19 protein-coding genes are annotated in these 22594 nt (G+C 65.7%); 10 read left to right on the top strand and 9 right to left on the bottom strand.

The genetic code is table 11. From position 1 onward, the window contains the following. Window positions 1-103: 103 nt before the first annotated feature. The 5 genes from LFT45_RS03430 to LFT45_RS03410 all read left to right on the top strand — a co-directional run bounded on the left by LFT45_RS03430 (window position 104) and on the right by LFT45_RS03410 (window position 5122). A complete protein-coding gene (locus LFT45_RS03430; protein WP_236806627.1) occupies window positions 104-643 on the top strand; it encodes an NUDIX hydrolase family protein in 540 nt (179 codons plus the stop codon). Window positions 644-728: 85 nt separating this feature from the next. Beyond that, window positions 729-1847 carry a DUF6707 family protein gene (locus tag LFT45_RS03425; protein WP_236806625.1) on the top strand — a complete coding sequence of 373 codons (1119 nt, stop codon included), beginning with the start codon at window positions 729-731 and terminating at the stop codon, window positions 1845-1847. Window positions 1848-1926: 79 nt separating this feature from the next. Beyond that, a complete protein-coding gene (locus LFT45_RS03420; protein WP_236806624.1) occupies window positions 1927-2652 on the top strand; it encodes an SRPBCC domain-containing protein in 726 nt (241 codons plus the stop codon). A 34-nt stretch (window positions 2653-2686) separates the two neighbouring features. Beyond that, window positions 2687-4000: a tRNA guanosine(34) transglycosylase Tgt gene (gene tgt, locus LFT45_RS03415; RefSeq protein WP_236806623.1), complete on the top strand. Its 1314-nt coding sequence runs from the start codon at window positions 2687-2689 to the stop codon at window positions 3998-4000. Window positions 4001-4147: 147 nt separating this feature from the next. Further along, window positions 4148-5122, top strand: coding sequence for a type IV toxin-antitoxin system AbiEi family antitoxin domain-containing protein (locus tag LFT45_RS03410; protein WP_236806622.1), 975 nt, complete (start codon window positions 4148-4150; stop codon window positions 5120-5122). A 51-nt stretch (window positions 5123-5173) separates the two neighbouring features. On the opposite strand, the gene LFT45_RS03405 is transcribed toward LFT45_RS03410, so the two are convergent. Both LFT45_RS03405 and LFT45_RS03400 read right to left on the bottom strand, forming a co-directional pair. Then, entirely contained in the window at window positions 5174-5866 is a 693-nt protein-coding gene (locus tag LFT45_RS03405) for a queuosine precursor transporter (RefSeq protein ID WP_236806621.1), read from the bottom strand. A 277-nt stretch (window positions 5867-6143) separates the two neighbouring features. Further along, window positions 6144-7535, bottom strand: a complete 1392-nt coding sequence (locus tag LFT45_RS03400; protein ID WP_236806620.1) for an MFS transporter — start codon at window positions 7533-7535, stop codon at window positions 6144-6146. Between the two features lie 143 nt (window positions 7536-7678). Here LFT45_RS03400 and LFT45_RS03395 point away from each other — a divergent pair, with 143 nt between their 5' ends. Further along, on the top strand, window positions 7679-8560 hold the full coding sequence (locus LFT45_RS03395) for a hydroxymethylpyrimidine/phosphomethylpyrimidine kinase (RefSeq protein WP_236806619.1): 882 nt from the start codon (window positions 7679-7681) through the stop codon (window positions 8558-8560). A 6-nt stretch (window positions 8561-8566) separates the two neighbouring features. Here the strand turns inward: LFT45_RS03395 and LFT45_RS03390 are convergent, their stop codons facing one another. Further along, entirely contained in the window at window positions 8567-9844 is a 1278-nt protein-coding gene (locus tag LFT45_RS03390) for a serpin family protein (protein ID WP_236806618.1), read from the bottom strand. 225 nt (window positions 9845-10069) lie between these two features. Between LFT45_RS03390 and LFT45_RS03385 the strand changes: the two genes are divergently transcribed. After that, window positions 10070-10426, top strand: coding sequence for an iron chaperone (locus LFT45_RS03385; RefSeq protein ID WP_236806616.1), 357 nt, complete (start codon window positions 10070-10072; stop codon window positions 10424-10426). Window positions 10427-10445: 19 nt separating this feature from the next. Here the strand turns inward: LFT45_RS03385 and LFT45_RS03380 are convergent, their stop codons facing one another. After that, window positions 10446-12194: a pyruvate dehydrogenase gene (locus LFT45_RS03380; RefSeq protein ID WP_236806614.1), complete on the bottom strand. Its 1749-nt coding sequence runs from the start codon at window positions 12192-12194 to the stop codon at window positions 10446-10448. Between the two features lie 235 nt (window positions 12195-12429). Here LFT45_RS03380 and LFT45_RS03375 point away from each other — a divergent pair, with 235 nt between their 5' ends. Continuing rightward, window positions 12430-12888: a hypothetical protein gene (locus tag LFT45_RS03375; RefSeq protein ID WP_236806613.1), complete on the top strand. Its 459-nt coding sequence runs from the start codon at window positions 12430-12432 to the stop codon at window positions 12886-12888. Between the two features lie 90 nt (window positions 12889-12978). Here LFT45_RS03375 and LFT45_RS03370 read toward each other — a convergent pair whose 3' ends face one another. Further along, a complete protein-coding gene (locus tag LFT45_RS03370; RefSeq protein WP_236806606.1) occupies window positions 12979-14493 on the bottom strand; it encodes an XRE family transcriptional regulator in 1515 nt (504 codons plus the stop codon). Between the two features lie 165 nt (window positions 14494-14658). Between LFT45_RS03370 and aceA the strand changes: the two genes are divergently transcribed. Together aceA and aceB are read left to right on the top strand one after the other, a co-directional pair. Continuing rightward, a complete protein-coding gene (gene aceA, locus LFT45_RS03365; protein ID WP_236806603.1) occupies window positions 14659-15990 on the top strand; it encodes an isocitrate lyase in 1332 nt (443 codons plus the stop codon). 218 nt (window positions 15991-16208) lie between these two features. Next, complete coding sequence (gene aceB, locus LFT45_RS03360; protein WP_236806602.1) at window positions 16209-17879, top strand: malate synthase A; 1671 nt, start codon at window positions 16209-16211, stop codon at window positions 17877-17879. Between the two features lie 210 nt (window positions 17880-18089). On the opposite strand, the gene LFT45_RS03355 is transcribed toward aceB, so the two are convergent. The 4 genes from LFT45_RS03355 to LFT45_RS03340 all read right to left on the bottom strand — a co-directional run bounded on the left by LFT45_RS03355 (window position 18090) and on the right by LFT45_RS03340 (window position 22522). Continuing rightward, window positions 18090-19283 (bottom strand): MFS transporter, encoded by a 1194-nt coding sequence (locus LFT45_RS03355; protein WP_236806599.1) that lies wholly within the window; start codon window positions 19281-19283, stop codon window positions 18090-18092. A gap of 122 nt (window positions 19284-19405) precedes the next feature. After that, window positions 19406-20155 carry a ThuA domain-containing protein gene (locus LFT45_RS03350; protein ID WP_236806598.1) on the bottom strand — a complete coding sequence of 250 codons (750 nt, stop codon included), beginning with the start codon at window positions 20153-20155 and terminating at the stop codon, window positions 19406-19408. Between the two features lies 1 nt (window position 20156). Beyond that, window positions 20157-21266 carry a Gfo/Idh/MocA family protein gene (locus tag LFT45_RS03345; protein ID WP_236806597.1) on the bottom strand — a complete coding sequence of 370 codons (1110 nt, stop codon included), beginning with the start codon at window positions 21264-21266 and terminating at the stop codon, window positions 20157-20159. 35 nt (window positions 21267-21301) lie between these two features. Continuing rightward, window positions 21302-22522: an ROK family protein gene (locus LFT45_RS03340; RefSeq protein WP_236806596.1), complete on the bottom strand. Its 1221-nt coding sequence runs from the start codon at window positions 22520-22522 to the stop codon at window positions 21302-21304. Between the last annotated feature and the right edge of the window lie 72 nt (window positions 22523-22594).

Here is a 22594-nt window from a genome sequence, read left to right as displayed (position 1 = left end):
GGCTGCAAATCGAGGAGTGATATCTCGCCGCTTTGCCCGCCCCTAAGCGGTGAAATCTCACGCCTCGGCGGCCGGACCTGTGGCGATGGGGTAAAAATGACTCATGAACGTGCGCACCCCTGACCCCAACCCCGGCTGGCTCTCGGACGAAGATCTCTTCGAAGCCCGAGGCAGGCTTCCGATGGTCTACGTGGAGGCGGTGCCGGTCCGGCTGGATCCACTCGGGTTCGTGAATGAGGTGGGCACGCTCCTGCAGGCGGACGAGGACGGCACCATGGTCCGATCGCTCGTCTCCGGGCGGGTGCTCTACCGCGAGACCATCCGCGCCGCCCTGCTGCGCCACATGGAAAAGGACCTCGGCCCGCTGGCATTCCCCCAGCTTCCCATTAGCCCGGTGCCTTTCACCGTGGCAGAATACTTCCCCGCACCGTCCCACACTGGCTTCACCGACGACCGCCAGCACGCCGTATCGCTGGCCTACATCATCCCCGTGACCGGGGAATGCGACCCCCGCCAGGACGCGCTGGAGCTGACCTGGATGACACCCCAGGAAGTGCTCAGCGACGGCGTGCAGCTCGAGTTCACCGGCGGCCGCGGCGCCCTGGTGAAGCAGGCCCTGGCCTACGCCGGCGTCGGCAGCTGACGCCCGGGCGCCCGCGCCTCCCCGACTTCGCACCCTCTCCTTTGTAGACTGTTGGGCGGACCGCAAGAGAACTTAAGGACTCCCGATGAACCACCCTGCAGCTGCCAAGACCTTCCGTGAACAGCAGGCGGGCTCTCTGCGGGCGGGCGACCACCTGCTCCTGCCGGATGGCGAGCGGTCCGCGGAAATCCACTCCGTGGAAGTCGAATCCGATGATTTCGGCAGTCCCGCGATCATCCTTGCTACCCTCACCGGCGGCGGCACGCTGCGCATCGCTGCCGGCTCGTCGGTGCGGATCCCGGAACCCGCGGTCGCCGACTTCCCCGCCCCGGCAGACGCCGGCAATGACGCTGTGAAGACCGCAGCCGTCGCCGAAGGTACTGCCACCGCAGACGGTGCCGGAACGGCGGACGGTGCCGCCCAAGCGCCGGACGCCCAGGCGTCCGACGCCGGCACTCCCCTATCCGTCGTGGGGAACTCCGCAGTGGGAAACCAGGCACCTGTGGAGCCTGCGCGGACGGCGCCTGCCGCCGTCGTCGTGCCTCCCCTGCCGGCCACCACCCCGGTGGTGATCGGCCCCAGCGCCGACGATCTTGCCCTCATCCCGGAGCCCTCCGGAACCCCTGAATCCGTGGTGGAAGCCGTGGCGGAGGCCCATCCGGACTCCGTCGGGGTGCAGCTGCTGGCCGACAAGCTGGTCAAGGGCATCAACACCAAGTCGGGCAGCTGCCTGAAGGACCTGAGCGACCTCGCGCATGAGCTGTTCGTCATGCTCAAGGACGCCGAGGCAGCACTGGCGGTCGCCGACCTGCTGAACGTGCTGCCCTTCGACGGCAACCCGGGGCGCTGGGGGTCGGTGGAGGCGTCGCTCGCCCTGTCCAGCTACGTGTGCCGCCAGACAGGGCACAAAGACCGGGCCGCCGTATATGAGAAGCTGCTCCGGGCTCCGGACAACCAGGAGACGGATCCGTTCAAGGCGCGGATGCAGGCCAGGGTGCGCCAGCGCTCACTCAACGAGCCGAACCTGTACGACAAAGAAATCTTCCGCTCCATCGACAACTCCAACCATGAGGCGGAGCGCGAGTGGCGCCTGCTGCGTCTGGAATCGCTGCTGTTCCTGCGCGCCCACGGCGGATCGCAGACCATCAGCGGATCAGAACTGGAGCGGCGGATCGCGAACGAACTGGAGTCCGTTCGCGGCTAAGCGGCGCTGCGGTACGTCGGCCTGTTTCCGCTGGAAATTCCTCTAGCCCGGGTTGCGCCCTAAGTTGTAGATTCAGGCCATGACGAACAAACTCAGCGTCGTGATCAATTCGGACGCTCCACAGGTTTGGACCATGCTGCGTGAACCGTCGAAAGTCGCGCAATGGCATGGCTGGGAAACCGACGAACTGGCGGCGGAAATCAATCAGATCTACTTCAGCAGCAACGTTGTTGAAGGACCTGACCACACCACATTGACGGTCAACGGCGGAGACATCTTTACGCTGAAGCCGGTGCCCACCGGTACAGAGGTCAGCGTCACGCGCGCCGCGATGGACCACAACTCCGAATGGGCGGCTTGGGACGAGGACATCACCCAGGGCTGGCTCACTTTCCTGCAGCAGCTGAGGTTCGCCCTGGAGCGGCATCCGCATAGCACACGGCGGACCTGCTACTTCTCCGTCCCCGGCACCGGCGGTTCCGCCATCGAGAAGCTGGGGCTCAACGATGTCCCCGCCCCCGGCGAAGAATATTCGCTCACCCTGGGCACCGGCGAGGAGGTCTCGGGCAGGGTCTGGTACAGGACGAACCACCAAGTCGGGCTCACCGTGCAAAGTTACGCGGAGCACGGCGACGGCCTGCTGATCGTGGCGGACCAGCCCGTGGTCCCGGACGCCCGGCCCGACGGCGGTTCCATGGTGATCCTCTCGCTGTACGATCTCGGCGCGAACAGCATGGAAACGATCCGTTCACTGTGGGACGACTGGCGCTCTGAGAACTACCCCACATCAGAACCCCTCCAGTAAGGGTCCGCGACTGTTAGCTGGCACACTTGAAACCGTGCCAGCCAATCCTGAACCGTCTTCCCCTTCTGCCCCGGCCTCGGCCGCCGCGCAGTCCGAGTTTTCCTTCCGAGTGGGCAAACGGCTCACGGAAACATGCAGCCCCACTCCCGAGCAGGAGAGCGCCAACGGCGGCGGGTTCCTGGGCCGGACCGGCACCATCACCACCCCCCACGGCGAGATCCAGACGCCGGCCTTCATCGCCGTCGGCACCAAAGCCACGGTGAAGTCCGTGCTTCCCGAATCCATGGCCGAACTCGGCGCCCAGGCCCTGCTGGCCAACGCCTACCACCTGTACCTGCAGCCCGGCCCCGAGGTCCTGGACGAAGCCGGCGGCCTGGGCGCCTTCATGAACTGGCCGGGGCCCACCTTCACCGATTCGGGTGGTTTCCAGGTGATGAGCCTCGGGTCGGGGTTCAAGAAGGTTATCGACATGAAGACAGTGCCGGTGGCAGATACCGCCCTCCCTGACGACGCTGTGGCGCCGGGCAAAGAGCGGCTGGCCCATGTGGACGAGGACGGCGTGTGGTTCAAGAGCCACCTCAACGGGGACCGCCACCGCTTCTCGCCCGAGATCTCCATGCAGGTCCAGCATCAGATCGGCGCAGACATCATGTTCGCGTTCGACGAGCTCACCACGCTGCAGAACTCCCGGGGATACCAGGAGGAATCGCTGGAGCGCACCCGGCGCTGGGCTTTGCGGTGCATCGAGGAGCACTTCCGGCTCACTGCTTCCCGGGCGGGGAAGCCCTACCAGGCCCTCTTCGGCGTGATCCAGGGCGCCCAGTACGAGGACCTGCGCCGCAAGGCCTGCCGCGACCTCGGTGCCATGGCCTTCGACGGCTACGGGATCGGCGGCGCCCTCGAGAAGGAGAACCTGGGCACCATCGTGCGCTGGTGCAACGAGGAACTGCCGGAGAACAAGCCACGGCACCTGCTGGGCATCTCCGAGCCGGACGACATCTTCACGGCCATCGAGAACGGCGCCGACACCTTCGACTGCGTCTCCCCCACCCGAGTCGCCCGCAACTCCGCGTTCTACACCCCCGACGGCCGGTTCAATCTCTCCGGCGCCAAGTACAAACGCGACTTTGGCCCGCTGCAGGAGGGCTGCGACTGCTACGCGTGCCTGAACTATTCGCGCGCCTACATCCACCACCTGTTTAAGGCCAAGGAGATGCTTTCCGCCACGCTCATCTCGATCCACAACGAGCGCTTCGTGGTGAAGATGGTGGACGACGCGCGGCTCGCCATCGAGTCCGGGGACTTCTTCGAGTTCAAGGCCGAGTCCCTGGGGCGCTACTACTCCTAGGGGCGGTCGTCGGCCGCCGTTTCGACGGTTCCCTGCGCAGTAGACGTCGCGGAACGTCGAGCGCGCACGGAACCGTCGAACCGGGCGGTTTCCACATAGCCACGAAGACCGCTGGGCCTCCCCTTCCGGAGCCGCCATGGTGGACGCATGAGATACTCCGTTCCCGGGCTGCCCGTCGCTGAAGACCTCTGGCGCACCGACCAACTCCTGCAGTGCGGGCTGAACTCCCGGGCCATTGCGCAACTCGTTCGGGACGGGACCTTGGTCCGCGTGCGCCGTGGCTGCTATGCGCGCGGCGGCTGGTGGACGGGACTCAGCGCCGGTGCCCGCCGGCGGCAGCTGATCCATGCCCACGCACACGGAACCCGCACGACGTCGGCAGGCGGCTTCGTCTACAGCCACACCTCTGGCGCCAGCCTGCAGCGCCTCCACCTGTGGGGAGTCGACCATGCGGTCCATCTGACTCAGGCTGGTAACCCGTCAGGAGTCTCACACGGGCACGGCGTGGTGGCCCATACCCGGCGCCTGAGCAGCCGTGAGGTGACCTTCGTGGATGACCTGCCCTGCACGTCACTGGAGCGCACCGTTGTGGACTGCTGCCTGATGTTCAACGTACGGCAGTCCGTGATTCTGGTGGACCACGCCGCCCGCCAGGGTGCCGACCTACACCTGCTGCGGGACTACTGCACCGCATTGGTAGGCCGCAATGGAGTGGTGGCACTGCGCCGGGCATTGGAGTTGGTGGATCCCCGCTCCGAATCTGCCGGTGAGAGCCTGACTCGGGAACTCATCCACAGACTTAGGATCCCCGCTCCCGAGCTGCAATACGTGGTGCGGACACCGCTGGGCGAACACCGTCTGGACTTTGCATGGCCCGCTCAAAGGGTGGCACTGGAATTCGACGGCAAGACAAAGTACTTCGACTACCGGCCCACAGGCGAGGTCGTGTTTCAGGAGCGCCGTCGAGAAAAGGCGCTCATGGAACAGGGATGGATTTTCGTCCGGGTCGAATGGAAGGACTTGTTCCGGGAACAGGAGTTCAAGTTCCGGCTGCTGCGTGCGCTGGCCCAAGGTTCGGAGGGTCCGCAGCTGGGCCCGTTTCGACGGTTCCCTGCGGGCTAGACGTTGCGGGTTGTCGAGTGGGCACGGAACCGTCGAAACGGCGCTGCAGGACTACCCGTAGCTCGGTTCGCGCTTCTTGACCCAGCCGATGGCGAGGGTGGTCACGGGAACGAAGAGGAACTCCACGAGGGTCTTGTAGAGGAAGCCCACCAGCACGTAGTTCACAAACATGCCGAAGTCACTGATGCCGATCACCGAGGCAGCGATGCTGCAGAAGATCAGCGTGTCCACGAATTCGCCTGCCACCGACGAGCTCATGATGCGCGCCCACAGGGACTTCTCCCCGGTGCGCGCCTTCATCCGGACCAGGATCCACGAGTTGATGGTCTGCCCGGCGAAGAACGCCAGGAGCGAGGCCAGCACGATCTGCGGAACCGGGCCGATGGCACCTTCGAGGGCGGCCTGCTTGGCGACGCCGAAATCGTCGTCGAAACCCGGCAGCGCAATGATCACCCAGTAGCAAAGCGAGGCGAAGACGGACAGGGCGAACGTGGTGACAATGGCTTTCCGGGCCACCTTGAAGCCGTAGACCTCACTGATGACGTCGCCGAGGATGTACGCCAGCGGGAACAGGAAAAAGCCGCCGTCCGTGACGATTGGGCCGAATGCCACGCCCTTGGAGGCACCGATGTTGGACAGGATGAGCACCACGGCCATGACGGCGAGCATGATCCCGAAGTAGGGGGAGCCGACCGAGGCGAATTTCGGCGCTGCTTTCGGCACGGAGGACTGGGCGGTGGTCATCGGAGTTCCATTCGTAGTGGTTCGCTCGGCTGCCTGCGTCCCGACGAAGGGGTTTGGCAGCCGGCTGTATTAGCACTGGCCGGGTCCCGCCGGGTGGCCGCCGAAACCGCCCTCCATTCTCCCACCAACGTCAGCACCGTGAGGGCCGGACCCGGAGGGCCGCATTCACGTACGGGAAACCCCGGGAACGCCGACGGCGGGCGGCCGGCTTCCGGAACCGAAGTCCCGTAGCCGGCCACCCGCCGTCGTGCGTTGTTGTGTTGAGTGCTACCGGAAGTCAGGCGTTGACGAATTCCTCGTCGTCATCCTTGCGCACCGCGCCCGCAGACGTGCCGGACCAGGCGTGGCCCTGTTCGCGGTCCAGGTGCGTGGTCTTCTTGTTCTTCAGCGCGAAGATGTAGACCAGCAGGGACACACCAATCGCAACGGTGACGTAGGTGAAGAACAGATCCACCTGGTCCGATTTCTGCAGCGCCGCGCCGATCAGCGGGACGGTGCCGCCGAAGAGAGAGTTGGCGATGGCGTAGCCCAGCCCGACGCCGAGCGCGCGGATGGATGCCGGGAAGAGCTCGGCCTTCACGAGGGCGTTGATGGAGGTGTAGCCGCCCACGATCACCAGGCCGCCCATCATCAGCAGGAACGCGGTGAAGGGATCCTTGGTGCCGGCCAAGGTGGAGAGCAACGGCCAGGTGAAGAGTACTCCGGTGATGCCGAACCAGAGGAGCAGCGGCTTGCGGCCCACCTTGTCGGAAATGATGCCGTACACGGGCTGGAGCAGCATGAAGATGAACAGCGCCCAGAAGTTAATCACGGACGTGTCGGTCTTGGCGATGCCGGACGTATCGTTCATGAACTTCAGGATGAAGTTGGTGTAGGTGTAGAAGGCCACGGTGCCGCCCAGGGTCACGCCGATGCAGATCAGCAGCGGCTTCCAGTGCTCGGTGAACAGCAGCCGCAGGGTGCCCGGCTGGGCCTGTCCGGGTGCGGCAGGAGCCTTGGCCGCCTGGACCTGCTCCGCCGAAACCGTCTCCTCCATGGAACGCCGGAGCCACAGGACCACCAGCGCCGCAACGCCGCCGATGGCGAACGGGATGCGCCAGCCCCATTCCTTCAGCAGGCCGTCGCCCAGGGAGTTCTGCAGGATCACCAGAACCAGCAGGGCCAGCATCTGGCCGCCGACCAAGGTCACGTACTGGAAGCTGGAGAAGAAGCCGCGTCGCTTGGACGTGGCGGCCTCGGACATGTACGTGGCGCTGGTGCCGTATTCGCCGCCCACGGAGAAGCCCTGCAGCACACGGATGAGGATCAGCAGGACCAGGGCCCAGATCCCGATGACATCCTTCGTCGGAAGGATCGCGATTGCGAAGGACCCCGCGGACATCAGGGTCACGCTGAGGGTCAGGGCCGCCTTGCGCCCGTTGCGGTCAGCGTACCGTCCGAAGAACCAACTGCCGATGGGGCGCATGAGGAACGACGTCGAGAAAACGGCCATCGCTTCGAGGCCGGCCTGGAGCTCGTCCTTGGAATTGAAGAAGTGTGCCTGGAAGTACGCCGCGAAGACGGTGTAGACGTAGAGGTCGTACCACTCCACGAGGTTGCCGGCGGAGCCTTTGAGGATGTTGCCGACCGCCCGGCGGGTTTGTGCTGCTTCTGACAGTTGGGTGCTCATCAGTGAACCTTCCTGGATTCGGCGCGGAAAGAAAGCAACGCCGCCCGCCACCCTATGGCCTGTGACAGGGCCCACCGCCCGTTTTGGTCATACTGTTCATGAGCACAATGCGGGCCTTGGGTGGCCGGTGGCAGGATGGGGGCATGACTTCTACCGCGTTCGACTCTTCTGCCCTGGCGTCCGACGACGTTTCGGGCACCGCCGCCGCTCCTGCCGTCGTCCTGACCATCGCCGGTTCGGAGGCGACGGGCGGCGCCGGAGCCCAGGCCGACCTGAAGACCTTCCAGGAACTGGGCGTCTTCGGCATCGCCAACCTCACGTGCATCGTCTCGTTCGACCCGAAGAATGAGTGGAACCACCGCTTCGTGCCCGTGGACCAGGAAGTCATCGCGCACCAACTGGAGGCGACGACGGCGGCCTACGGTGCCGCTTCCGGCGCACCTTCCGTGCTGGATACGGTGAAGATCGGCATGCTGGGCAGCCCGGCCACCATTTCGACCGTGGCCTCCGCGCTGGCTGCCGGTGTGTTCAGCAATGTTGTCCTGGACCCGGTGCTGATCTGCAAGGGCCAGGAACCGGGCCACGCGCTGGACACGGACCAGGCACTCAAGGCGCAGATCCTGCCGCTCGCCACGTTCGTCACGCCCAACCATTTCGAGGCGGAATCGCTGTCCGGCCTGGAGATTACCGACGTCGACTCCCTCAAGGCTGCGGCCATCCGGATCCACGAGCTGAGCGGAGCCGCGGTGCTGGCCAAGGGCGGCGTGCGACTGTCCGGGCCCGACGCCGTCGACGTCTTCTACGACGGCGAAACCCTCGAGGTCCTCACCGCTCCGAAGGTGGGCGAGGTGGCCGTCTCCGGCGCCGGCTGCTCGCTCGCAGCGGCAGTGACGGCCGAGCTGGCCAAGGGCGCATCGCCGCTGGAGGCAGCGCGCACGGCCAAGGAGTTCGTGACCGCCGGCATCCGCAACCGTGTGGCCTCGGGTGCACCGTTCGAAGCCCTCTGGCAGGGCGGCCCGCGCTAACCCTGGTCAGGAGCGGGGGTCGGCCACTGTTCCCATGAACAGTGGCAGCCCGGTTTCAACGTGCACGATCTGGTAGTGGAACGGCCGGTCGAAATGGATGGTGCGCTCGGGCTGGGGTGGCGCGCCGGTGACCATGCCGTTGATCTGGGTGACCGCGGCGGCCACGGTTCCCTTCTCGGCCACCGTGACGTTGGCGGCCTGCGCAGCTTGCGTGATGGTCATCCCCGGCTGGACTGCGTTGAAGTCCTCAGTGGTGGTCAAGGTTTTCGGCAGTCCGGCGGCTTCCAGGACCTGGCGTAGGTCGAAGCTGCATTTGTGGTCCCAGCGGGGCAGCTGGATCTGCACCGTCTGCAGAGGCGCGGCGTCCATGGCATCCGCGATCTCCATGAATTGGGGCGCTCCGAATGAGGCGTCGGAGCCGATGGCTTGCGGCAGGACCAGACGCATCACGAATCCCTCGGCATACGGCAGGTCCACGGCCCGCCAGCCAATGCCTTCCGCGTACTTCATCTCCAGCAGGTTGTGCATCGCGGGGACGTCGATTTCCTCTCCGCCGCCCGTGGTGAAGGGCAAGTCCGATGTGGAGCCGGGGTCAAACGGGGCCTGCCAGGCCGCCGCGAAGTACAGGGCGTTGAGCAGGCTGAAGGTGATCCGGGGATCGTACTTCGCCGGCGCTTGCTTGATCCGTCCGCCCGTGTTCCTGTCCACCCAGGCATCGATCGCGGGCCTGGTGGCGCCCTCATTGCTGAAGTCCACCGGATACACGCCGGTCCCGTAGTGCCCGGCCAGCGTGCTGAGGAATCTCTCGCCGGTTGGCACGTCCTTGTCCACGAACAATCCGTTTGCGGCATGCATGACAGGCTGCCGCGGCGGGTTGTCCTCGTCCACGGCGCCGGGGTCGCCGTCGAACGTCGCCAGGGACACGAGCAGGGCGTTCATCGCCTCATCGCGCTTCTCCACAGGGAACCCCACAACACTGTCCAGCTCGGCGGCTGTTTCCCCGGATGCGCCGGCTCGGAGCATAGCGAGCGCAACCAGCAGGCTTCCGGGCGAGGACACCACGTTCCCGCTTGAACCGTCGCCGCCGTCTGCGAGCAGTGCCTGGCCGAGCCCCAGGGCGGCGTCCCGGAAAGCACGGAGTTCGGCGGCGTAAGCCGCGCCGTCCACCGAAACCCGCTCCACGCCGTCGGCCGTTAGCATTTCCGGCACCGGCGCAGAACACGCCGTTGCAAGCGCCACTGCGGCCGTGGCCGCCATCATCCTGGCCATTCGAATCCTGTTCATTGCAGTCCTCGGCTCATCCGCAGAACACCGTATGTGATCAGTCAACCAGCGGGGTCCGACAGTAACGATGCCTTCCCGGTCACGGTTTGCCCTCGCTTTGGTCTCACCCGGCCGACGCACTCTCAGTTTCCGCAACGTTTTCGGCAACGCGCTCTCATTCCGGCGCTGGCGTATCCTCAAGGCATCCCGGCGGAGCGCGAAGGATCGATGGTGAAGGAGCACGGCATGGCCCAGCATTTCGACAGCGTCGACGATTACATCGCGCAGTTTCCCGCCGACGTGCAGGATGTCCTCCAGGAGGTCCGGCGCAGATGCCGCGCTGCCGTGCCGGGTTCCGGCGAAATGATCAGCTACGGCATCCCCACGGTCACCCTGGGCGGCAAGTATGTCGTGTACTTCGCAGGCTGGGCGCACCATATTTCGGTCTACCCGTTACCGTCCGGTGACAACGCGTTCCAGGCTGAGATCGCGCCCTTCCGGTCCGCCAAGGGCACGCTCAAGTTCCCCCTCGGCAAGCCCATCCCCTACGGGCTCATCGAAAGGACGGCGGCGCTTCTCGCCGCCGAGCGCCAAAGACGATAACCGCCGTAAGTACCTTCTACTACCGCCGCGGAATGTTCCGGAGGTTGCTGCGCGCCATGCTCACGGCCTCGCCGGCGCCACGGTTCAGGACCACCTTGGACATGGCGGTGGCGAACCCGAGGACCTGCGAGCCGGTGATTTTCGGCGGGATCGACAGTGCCTTCGGATCCGTGATGAGCTCTACCAGCGACGGCCCCGGATGGGCGAAGGCCTCACGGTAGGCGTCCTCAATCCGGGCTGGATCCGTGACGCGCACCACGTGGAAGCCGAGGGCGCGGGCCACGGCGGCGTAGTCGGCGTCGGGCACGTCCACGCCGAAGTCGGGCAGGCCGTCCACCAGCATTTCGAGCTTGACCATGCCCAGGGTGGAGTTATTGAAGACCACCACGTTGACCGGCAGCCGGTGGGCGGCAACGGTGATGAGCTCGCCGAGCAGCATGGACAGCCCGCCGTCGCCCGACACCGAAATGACCTGGCGCCCGGGGTAGGCCACCTGCGCGCCGATCGCGTGCGGCAGCGCGTTGGCCATCGAGCCGTGCAGGTATGATCCGATCAGCCGGCGCGTGCCGAGCGGGTTGATATAGCGGGCGGTCCAGACGTTGCACATGCCGGTGTCGGCGGTGAAAACGGCGTCTGCCGCCGCAACCTGATCCAGCAGGGAGGCGGCGTACTCCGGGTGGATCGGCTGCTTCTTTTCCACCTTGCGTGTGTAGGCGCCCACGGCCTTGTTCATAAGCCGGTCGTGTTTCTTGAGCATCTGGTTAAGGAAGCGGCGGCTCCTCTTCGGTGCGAGCAGGGGCATCAGCGCGTTGAGGGTTGGCAGGACGTCGCCGTGGACGGCGATGTCGACGTCGGTCCGCCGGCCCAGCCTCTGGGCGGCACGGTCTATCTGCGCGGTGCGGGTTCCTGGCAGGAACTGGTCGTACGGGAAGTCCGTGCCCAGCAGGATCAGCAGGTCCGCGTCCTCGATCCCCTCCGCCGCGGCGCCATAGCCCAGCAGCCCGGTCATGCCGATGTCGTACGGGTTGTCGTACTGCAGAAAGTCCTTGCCCCGCAGGGTGTGCCCGATCGGCGCACTTATCAGTTCCGCGAGCGCGATCACCTCGTCATGGGCTCCCTGCGTGCCCACACCGGCGAAGATGGCAACCTTGCCGGCCGCGTTGATGGCGTCGGCGAGCTCCCGGACGCTTTCGGGCGCCGGAGTCAGGGTTGCGGGCCGGAAGTTTGCGGGCAGCGGGGTTTCGCCCGTGGCCTCCAGTCCGGCGATGTCGCCCGGAAGGGTGACGACGGCGACACCGCCCAACGCGACGGCGTGCTGGATGGCGCTGTGCATCACCCGCGGCGCCTGCTCAGCCGTGCTGATGAGCTCCGAATAGACGGAGCATTCGTTGAAGATCCGGTCCGGGTGGGTTTCCTGGAAGAAACCGCTGCCGATCTGCTTGCGGGGGATGTGCGAGGCGATGGCCAGAACGGGCGCGCCGGAGCGGTTTGCGTCGTACAGGCCGTTGATCAGGTGCAGGTTGCCGGGGCCGCATGAGCCGGCACACACGGCCAGCTTTCCTGTCAGCTGGGCTTCGGCCGCGGCGGCGAAGGCTGCGGCTTCCTCGTGCCGGACATGGATCCAGTCAATGCCGCCCTGCTGCGAGCCGCCGGTCTGGCGGACGGCGTCCACGATTGGGTTGAGGCTGTCACCGACGATTCCGTAGATCCGCTGGACGCCGGCAGCCTGCAGTTGTTCGATGAGCTGGGTGGCAAGTTCCTTGGCCATGGGTGCACGCTCCCGCAATCAGGTTGGTGGGCTGACAAGGGCCAATATAGTCCGCCCACCTTCGCGCGGATCTCAGGCTTGTAAAAACGACGACGGCGGGCGGGCGCCGTTTGGGGGTGGCCACCGGCCCGTTTATCCACATACAGCCGGCCCGCCATTGAGGCCCTGGGGTCCGCGCTCATAGCGTTGTTGGAAAGGCATTCAGCCTCTCCAGTAACTACAGTGAGGATCGATCTTGGCCAACAAATCCCGCCGCCGTCGGCAGAAAAAACGGAAGCCACGCAGCGGGCACCCTGCCGGAAACCCCGCCCCCAGACCAGTTTCCATTGCCTCGACCCAACGTGACCAGGAGTTGGGTTCCCTGTTTGCTTTCGTGGATTGGCACCGGGAGCACGGGGTATTGCCAGACCTTCTTTTCGTCCTCGCCCAACTGCAAGCGTTCTTTCCGCTTTACGCCGAGCTCTCGGGCGGGGCTGCGGTGACCTCAATGGATCCGGGACTTATCGCTGAACATGTGGAGCTACTCGAAGAGCGCGATCCCGATTATGCATCCTTTTTCTGTGCCGTCCTGTTTGAATACATGCACTTTCTGAGGCACACGGGCCGCTGGTCCGGCACCGAGGAATGTCACCAGGTATTGCATGACGTGCTTTATCACGGGATTCTGAACGAGGATTTTTCCCCGGCAGGGTGACCGCGCCCGCGACCGGAAGCAGCCGTCAGTCCGCCCGCAAGAGTGCATGAGCGCACCGGGAAAGCCAATGACTTGGCGAGAGCGCCGGGCCTAGCTCCCCGAGTGAGCCTGAAGGAACGTGTATACCTCGGTCTCGTCCACGCCGGGGAAGGCACCCGGGGGCATCGCCGCGAGCAGGTGGGAGTGCGCCCGGGCGGACGGCCAGGCATTGCCCGCCCACTCCGATGTCAGCGCGGCCGGCGGCCGTTTGCAGCAGGTGGGGTCGGGGCAGTTGGACGTTGCACGGGCAGTGGTTTCCCGTCCACGGAACCACTTCACGTGCTGGTACGGGACCCCGATGCTCAGCGAGAACTGCCCGCTCGCCGACCGGTCCGTGCGGGCGGTGCACCAGTACGTGCCCGACGTCGTGTCCGTGTACTGGCTGTAGGCACTGAACTTGTCCGGCACATCGAACACGGCACGGGAGGTCCAGGCCTTGCAGGACGGCTGCCCCTCGATCGCTCCCGTATGGTCCTGCGGGAAGTTCACGCCGTCGTTCTCGTAGGCCTTGTAGATGATCCCGCTCTGGTGCGTCTTCTGGAAATGCGTGGTGATGCCCAGGTGCTTGGTGGCCAGGTTGGTGAAACGGTGAGCTGCTGTCTCGTAGGACACGGCGAAGGCGTCCCGGATGTCCTCGACCGCGATTTCCTTCGCCGCCTTGGCTTTTTGCAGAAATTCCACGGTGGCCTGCTCCGGCAGCAGGAGGGCTGCGGCGAAATAGTTCGTGGCCACCCGCTGCGCGAGGAAATCGCCGTAGTTGCGGGGCGTTTCATGGCCCAGGACGTAGTGGCCCAGGGCCTGGAGCAGCACAGAGCGGGGGTCGTGGTCCTGCCGCTGGCTCTGCGTCAGATAAATTTTGCGGTTCTTCAAATCAGTCACCGAACGCGTGGAATGCGGCAGGTCGCCCACGTGGTGAAGGCTGAAACCGAGGTTCTCGGCGATGTCGGCAATGACGTGCTGGCTGAGCGGACCAGTGGTATAGCCGACCCCCTTGAGGACCTTCTGCGCCTCCGCCTCGTACTCCGGGAAATAGTTGCCGCGCTCGCGCATCATTGCACGCAGCTCGCCGTTCGCGCGGCGGGCCTCCTCGGGCGTCGCCACCTGCTCGTTCATCTTGCGTTCGAGCTCGTGCAGCAAGCCGACCTGCGCCTCCAGGACATCCATCGGCAACCGCGAACTGATGCGGATTTTGGGCAGGTTCAGCGACTCGTAGAGCGGGCCCCGCTGGTAGCGTTCGAGCTCGATTTCCAGGCCTGCGCGGCGGCTGGGCGGTTCGGCTCCGAGCAACTGGTCGATGCTGACATTGAGCGCCGTTGCCAGGTGCTGCAGCAGGCCGAGTTTGGGTTCCCGCTTGCCATTCTCAATGAGGCTCAACTGGCTGGGTGCGGTGCCGACGGCCACGCTCAGATCATCCAGCGTCAGCCCCGCCTGCTTGCGCAGGTGGCGGACGCGGCGGCCGAGCGAGATAACGTCCACTTCAGCCGTGGGCTGTGGTGACGACGGCTGTGAAACTTCCCTGTTCCAGCTTGAAGGCGACATTTCTGAAGAATACGTGAAGAAGTGCATTTCTTTCCAGCATTCTCCCCTAGAAAGGTGTTGGAAAGTGCAGAAAAGTAGGTGTCACGGAAAGAAACACCACCGGAAAAGCCGGCCGGAGCTGCAAAGGCGCAGCGAAGGTCGGGCCGGAACCAAGAACCCCGGAATGGCCCGGGAGCTAACAAGGAGACAAAGATGACTGCAGCATTTGAGCCCACCCAGCAGACGCCCGAACAGCAGGCCGCCGCACTGGAGCTCGAGTGGGCTGCCAACCCGCGCTGGGAAGGTGTGACCCGTGACTACAAGGCAACGGATGTCGTCCGCCTCCGCGGCCGGGTCTCCGAAGAGCACACCTTGGCAAAGCGCGGCTCGGAGAAACTGTGGAAGCAGCTCACCGAGGAGCACAAGGAAGGCAAGTACACCAACGCCCTGGGCGCCCTGACCGGAAACCAGGCCGTGCAGCAGGTCAAGGCAGGCCTGCGCGCCATCTACCTTTCCGGCTGGCAGGTCGCCGCTGACGCCAACAACTCCGGCCACACCTACCCGGACCAGTCCCTGTACCCGGCCAACTCTGTCCCCACGGTGGTCCGGCGCATCAACAACGCCCTCCTCCGCGCAGACCAGATCGAATTCTCCGAAGGCATCCAGACCGTCGAGGACTGGCTGGTCCCGATCGTCGCCGACGCCGAGGCCGGCTTCGGCGGCCCGCTCAACGCCTACGAGCTGATGAAGTCCATGATCCAGGCCGGCGCCGCGGGCGTTCACTGGGAAGACCAGCTCGCCTCGGAAAAGAAGTGCGGCCACCTCGGCGGCAAGGTCCTGATCCCCACCCAGCAGCACGTCCGGACCCTGAACGCCGCCCGCTTGGCCGCGGACGTCGCCGGCACCCCGTCCGTTGTCATCGCCCGCACCGACGCCGAGGCAGCCACCCTGATCACCTCCGACGTCGACGAGCGCGACCAGGAATTCATCCTCCGCGAAGGGGGACAGCCCGTCCGCACGCCGGAGGGCTTCTACAAGGTCCGCAACGGCATCGAACCCTGCATCGCCCGCGCCAAGGCCTACGCCCCGTACTCCGACCTCATCTGGATGGAAACCGGCACCCCGGACCTGGAGCTGGCCCGCAAGTTCGCCGAAGCCGTCAAGACCGACTTCCCGGACCAGATGCTCTCCTACAACTGCTCGCCGTCGTTCAACTGGCGCAAGCACCTGGACGACGCCACCATCGCCAAGTTCCAGCGCGAACTCGGCGCCATGGGCTTCACCTTCCAGTTCATCACCCTGGCCGGATTCCACGCCCTGAACTACTCGATGTTCGACCTCGCCCACGGCTACGCCCGCGAAGGCATGAGCGCCTACGTCGAACTCCAGGAAAAGGAATTCGCCTCCGAGTCCCGCGGCTACACCGCAACCAAGCACCAGCGCGAAGTCGGCACCGGCTACTTCGACGACATCTCCACTGCGCTCAACCCGAACGCATCCACCCTCGCCTTGGTCGGATCGACCGAAGAGGGCCAGTTCCACTAATCACTTCCCGACGGCGGCCGTCGCCTTCGGCCTTCGGTCCGGCATTGCTCTGCCTGCTATTCCCCATGCCCGGGTCCGACCTCCCTGAGCGAGGTCGGACCCGGGCACAGGGCCCCTTTTACGCAGGCTGCCGCAATCCGGCACCTTCGGCCTGGTGAGCAGCTCACCTTTGGTTCGTCCCGCCGTCGAACTTCCCATTCGTCTTTAAGGAGACAGAAATGAACAGCTTCACCGACAACTTCACTATCAACGGCATCACTTTGACGGCGCAGCCCATTTGCCGGCAGGGCGAGGTGCTGACGCCGGACGCTCTGACCTTCATTGCAAAGCTGCACAGGGCCACGGCCGGGCGGCGCGAGGAATTGCTCCGGGCCCGGCGGGCACGGCGTGACGACATCGCCCGGGGCCAGGATCCGCGTTTCCTGCGGGAAACCGAGTCCGTCCGGAACGATCCGCACTGGCGCGTGGCTCCCCCGGCACCCGGTCTGGAGGACCGGCGCGTGGAGATCACCGGCCCGGTGGACAAGAAGATGACCATCAATGCCCTGAATTCCGGTGCCAAGGTCTGGCTGGCGGACATGGAGGACGCCTCCACGCCGTCGTGGCGGAACGTCATCCAGGGCCAGCTGAACCTCACGGACGCGCTGGAGCGCCGGATCGACTTCACGTCGCCGGAGGGCAAGGAATACAAGCTCAGGGCCGCCGAGGACCTGCCCACCATCGTGGTACGGCCCCGCGGCTGGCACCTGCCCGAAAAGCACATGCTCATCAACGGCGAACCCATCGCCGGCGGCATCGTGGACTTCGGCCTGTTCTTCTTCCACAACGCCCGCCGCCTCCTGGCCCAGGGCAAGGGCCCGTACTTCTACCTGCCCAAGATCGAAAACCACCTCGAGGCCCGGCTCTGGAACGATATCTTCATCATCGCCCAGGACCTGCTCGGCATTCCGCAGGGCACCATCCGCGCCACGGTGCTGATCGAAACCATCACCGCCGCGTTCGAAATGGAGGAGATCCTGTACGAGCTGCGGGACCACGCCGCGGGGCTGAATGCCGGCCGCTGGGACTACATCTTCTCCCTGATCAAGAACTTCCGCACCCGCGGCCCGCGCTTCGTCCTGCCGGACCGCGGCCAGGTGACCATGACCGCCCCGTTCATGCGGGCCTACACCGAACAGCTGGTGCGCGCGTGCCACAAGCGCGGCGCCATGGCTATTGGGGGCATGGCCGCCGCCGTTCCCAACCGCAAGGATGAGGCCGCCAACGCCAACGCCTTCGAGAAGGTCCGCGCGGACAAGACCCGTGAGGCAGCCGACGGCTTCGACGGCTCTTGGGTGGCGCACCCCGACCTGGTTCCCGTGTGCCGCGAGGTGTTCGACGGGGTTCTCGGCGGCCGTCCGAACCAGTTGGACCGCCTGCGCGAAGACGTCACCCCGGACGACCGTGCCCTGATCAACGTGGCTGCGACGCAGGGCACCATCACCGAGCAGGGCATCCGGAACAACATCGAGGTAGGCATCCGCTACATCGAGTCCTGGTTGCGCGGAAACGGTGCGGTCGCCATCCACAACCTGATGGAGGACGCCGCCACCGCGGAGATCTCCCGCTCGCAGCTGTGGCAGTGGATTTACTCCCGCGCCATCACGGACCACGGCGAGATCATCAGCCGGGAATGGGTGGAGGAGATGCTGGACGAGGAGTTCGCCCGGCTGGAGCGCTTCGACGGCGACCGCTTTACCGATGCCCGCGACATCTTCGAGGAGGTCACGCTGAGCGAAAAGTTCCCCAGCTTTCTCACGGTTCCCGCCTATGCCCGGTACCTGCACGAGGCGCGCGAGGGCATCGACGACACGGCCGAGGCCATTGAGGACGAGCTCGTCGCCGCGTAGTCCCCACCGGCACAACAGGGCACAGATTTCCGCCCGCCGGGCCGCCATGCCCTTCGCAACAGGCACCCCCGAAGGCCGGGGAGGCGGCCCGGCAGCGGAAGCACCCACGGAGCGAACCGGCAGCTAATGACCCCAAAACCAAGTTTTGAGGGCGTTAGCTGCCAGTTCGCGCTTGGAGGTTGAGGGAAAGTACGACGGCGGGACCCCGCCTTAGCGCTGGCGGGGCACCTTCCGTACGGACAGCGTGGTTGAAATGACGAACGCAAGCACAGAACCAAGGATCACCAGCAGCGGGGTGGACCAGGTCCGTGTGGCGTCGTGAACGTAGCCAACAACAGTGGGCGCAGCGGCGGCGACGCCGTAGCCCACGCCCTGGACGATCGCCGACATCCGGCCTGCGGACGCCTGGTCGCGGGCGAGCTTGATGATGGCGATGAAGATGAGGGTGATGCCCCCGCCCTGTGCCACTCCCCCGAGCGAGGACCACAGCCACCACAGCTGGGGAACGAACAGCAGCCCCAGCGGAACGGTCAGCCACATGGCACCCAAGGTGACCGCAACCGCCGTCGTACTCATGAACCGGGCCGCAAGCGGCACTCCCAGGCCGCCCGCGATGGCCATGATCTGGAACAGGGAGGAGCCTGCTCCTGCGGCGGCCGGTGTCATGCCGAGTTCGTCCGCAAGCAGCGTGGGCAGCCAGGCGGTCACACCGTAGTAGGAGATGGCCTGCCCGGCGAAACCGACAGTCAGTCCCACCGTTATCCACCGCGATGCCGGTCGGCCGGCTGGCGGCGGGCCGCCCGTACCGTCGTCGGCCGCAGGGTGGAAGGCCCCGCGGCCTGTCGCGAAAATCCAGACGCTGACGGCCGCGATGGCGAAGGCCGCAGAGCCAGCGATGGCGGCCCGCCAGCCGGCCAGTTCGGCCAAGGGCGCCGTAACCACGGAAGTGGTAAACGAGCCGATGTTCAGGGCAGCCGTATAGATGCCCATGGCGGTCCCCTGGCGCCGCGGCGAGAAATCCCGCCGAATGATCAGCGGTACCGCAATGTTCCCCACGGTGATGGCCAAGCCCAGGATGACCGTACCCGCCATCACCATCGCTCCGCCGCCGGCCGAACGGACCGCCACTCCGGCCAGGACGCCCGCAAGCGTGAGGGTGATGGCCAGCTCGGCACCAAGCCGGCGGCCTGCGAATGAAGCAAGGGGCGCCGCTAGCGAGAAGCAGAGCACGGGGATGCCGGTCAGCAGGCCCAGCTCAACAGGCGAGAACCCCAGCTCCTGCTGCATCGGCCCCAGCACCGGTGCCACCGCCACGAAAGGGCCCCGCATATTGAGCGCGATGAGGCCGATGCACGCGAGCAGGATCCAGCTGCGGGGAACCTTCGTCCCGATGGTGTCCCTCATGGGGCGCGGAGGTCAGGGTGCTGGAAGCGGGCAAAGGGTTTCATCACCCTCATTGCTATCACGCGGCGACCCTATCGGCTCAAAAGCACGGCTCGACAGGGGCCACAGGTGCCCGCTCGCGCTCAGGCGGTGTTCAGGAACCAGTTCCGCGGAGCGTTGCTGACGCCCGGCGCTTCGCGGAACCGGCCCGGCTGCGCCACCCAGCCCACGCCGTTGGCGATCACCTGCCGGATCTGCGGCTGGTGGTACACGGGGTACTCCTGGTCCCCCGGGCTGAAGTAGAAGATCCGGCCCTTCCCGCGCGTGAACGTCACGCCCGAGCGGAACACCTCGCCGCCTTCGAACGAGCTGATGAAGATGAGGTCGTCCGGCTCGGGAATGTCGAAGAGTTCGCCGTACATCTCCTGCTTCGGGATCACGATGGGGCTTTCCACGCCGGCGGCAATCGGATGCGACGGCTTCACGGTCCACACGAGCTCCCGTTCGCCCTCGTTCCGCCACTTCAGCGAGCACGTGGTGCCGAGCAGCCTGGTGAAGATCTTCGCGAAGTGCCCCGAGTGGAGCACGATCAGCCCCATGCCGCCCAGGACGTGCCGCTGCACCCGCTCCACCACCTCGTCGCTGACGTCGCCGTGGGCAACGTGTCCCCACCACAGGAGCACGTCCGTGGCGGCGAGAGTCTCCTCGGAGAGCCCGTGCTCCGGGTCGGCGAGCGTGGCGGTGGTGATGCCGGAATCCGGGTAAAAGCCCCTGAGCCCGTCCGCGATGGCGCCGTGCATGCCGTTGGGGTACATCTCGGCCATGGTTTCCGGCTGGTTGTTCGCCTCGTGGACGCCTTCGTTCCAGACCAGGATGTTGAGTTTTTCGGTCATGTCAGAGCCTCACTTCGCGCTGTTCGAGGGCGGACCGGTAGCAGGCATCGAGGACAAGGGCACGGGTCAGGGCGAGTGAGCCGTCGTGGGCTCCCCACACGGTCTCGCCGCCGCGGACGGCGTCCACAAAGTCCTCCACCACGGCCTGGTGCGCGCGGCCCGGCTCCGCCACCACCACGTAGTCGGCGTTCTCGCCGTCCTGTTCCTTGAAGATCCGGACATCCGCAACGGGGACGTTGGATGCCCCGACGGCGCGGAGTTCCGCTCCGCCGTCGGTGCCGTAAACGGTGAAGTCCATCAGGTCCTCCTCGTCCCGGTATGCGGCCCAGCCGACTTCGAGAATCAGCGTGCCGCCGCCTTCAAGCCGGATGAACGCCGAGGCGAAGTCCTCCACCTCAAACTTGTGGGAGGACTTCATGGCGGTATAGCGGGCATTGCCGCCCAGTCCGCGGGGTCCCAGCTCGGAATGCGTCGACGCCGAGACGGAGAGAACCCGCGGTTCGCCCAGCAGGTGCAGGGCATAATCCAGGACATGGACGCCGATGTCGGCCAGCGGGCCGCCGCCGGCCAGCGCGGGGTTGGTGAACCAGCTGCCCAGCATCGGGATGCCCTGCCGGCGCAGCCACGAAGCCTTGGCGTAGTACGGCCGGCCGAGTTCGCCGTCGTCGATGATGCCTTTCAGCTTCTGGATGTCGCCTCGGCGGCGGTGGTTGAAGGCCACGTCCAGGACGCGGCCGGCCTTCCGTGCGGCCTCCACCATCTGGAGCCCTTCCTCACCGTTGCGCGCGAGGGGCTTCTCGCTCAGGACGTGCAGCCCGCGTTCCAGGGCGGCGATGGCAATCGGGGCGTGCAGGAAGGTCGGTACTGCCACGCTGACGGCGTCGAGCCCGTCGAGTTCGATCAGGTCCTCCCAGCGGGCAAAGGTGTGGGGGACGCTGTGCTCGTCCTTGATCTTCCTCAGCAGGTCCTCTTCCATCGCGGCGACCGCGACGAGTTCCACACCGTCGATCTTCTTGTAGGCATCGATGTGCTGCTGGCCGGCCCAGCCGATGCCGACGACGCCGACTCTCAGGGGCGTGGCCGGCCGGGCTGATGGCTGATGATCACTCACGAAATGGTTCCTCTGTTTCTCGTTGTCTTGAAACGCTAGGCATTTTGGAGGGCGGCGTCCCGGATGGCTGATTCGACTGCCTCCGGCGAAAGTACGTGGTCAATGACCATCCGGCTCGCACCCCAGATGGCGGCATCCACGGGCGCCTTGGATTGCTCGATGCGCAGCTTCGATGTGGCGAGCGGCTGCGACCGGCGGTACACGGTCTCGCGGATACCGGCCAGGAGCTGGTCGCCCGCCCGGGAGAGGCTGCCGCCAACCACAATCACTGACGGGTTCAGGAGGTTCACGCACATGGCCAACACCTCCCCCATGTCCCTTCCCGCCTGGCGGAGCATGCGAATGGCCTGAACGTCCCCCAGCGCTGCAAGGTCCACCACCGCGGTACCCGAGGCGGCGTCGATCCCGTGCGCACGCAGTTTTGCCGCCAGCGCAGGTCCCGAGGCCAGCGCCTCAAGGCAGCCGTGGTTGCCGCACCGGCACAGGACGTCCTCGCCGCTGGGGACGCGGATATGCCCCAGGTCGCCAGAGGCACCCTCCGCGCCCCGCTGGAGCTGGCCGCTGCTGATGATCCCCGCCCCGATGCCGGTGGCGGCCTTAACGAATAGCAGGTTTTGGTGGTCCTGCCAGAAGGCGTGACGCTCGCCGACGGCCATGATGTTCACGTCGTTATCCACAAGGACCTCGCATCCGAGCTCGCCGCGGATGTAACCGGCCACGTCGAACCCGTCCCATCCGGGCATGATGGGCGGCTTGACGGGCTTGCCAGTATGGTGCTCCACCGGCCCCGGCAGCCCCAGTCCCACGCCCGCGACGTCCCGCTCCGCCCGCCCGATGCTCTCCAGCAGTGATCTGCAGTTCCGCAGTACCCATGCAAGGACGTCCTCGGGACCGTTGGAAATGTCCAGTGGACCTGAATTGCGGGCCAGAATGGCTCCGTCCAGATCCGTGACGGCAACCGAGGCATGGGAAGCACCGACGTCTGCTGCGAGCACCACCTTCCTGCTGGCATTGAAAATAAACCGCGACGGCGGCCGGCCCCCCGAAGATGCTGCCTCACCGGCCGGACCTATGTAACCCAGCGCGGCCAGCGCGTCGATCCTTGCCGCCAGCGTGGTGCGGGCCAGGCCCGTGACCGCAATGAGCTCAGAACGCGTCCTTGCCTTTCCGTCGCGAAGCAACTGGAAGAGGTCGCCTGCGCGGGCAAAAAGCCCGGTGTCCCCGAAGGACCGCTCCACGGCGGGGGATGTCTGCATGGTTAAAGGAATAGCACAAAGTCAGGGACTTATGCCCGAACTTTTCGAAACTTTTGATTGACTTGCGGCAAA

It is taken from the genome of Arthrobacter sp. FW305-BF8, assembly GCF_021789315.1.
GTDB lineage: Bacteria > Actinomycetota > Actinomycetes > Actinomycetales > Micrococcaceae > Arthrobacter.
The sequence above is the reverse complement of the archived record's forward strand: the minus strand, read 5'-3'. Positions and strand labels throughout refer to the sequence as shown.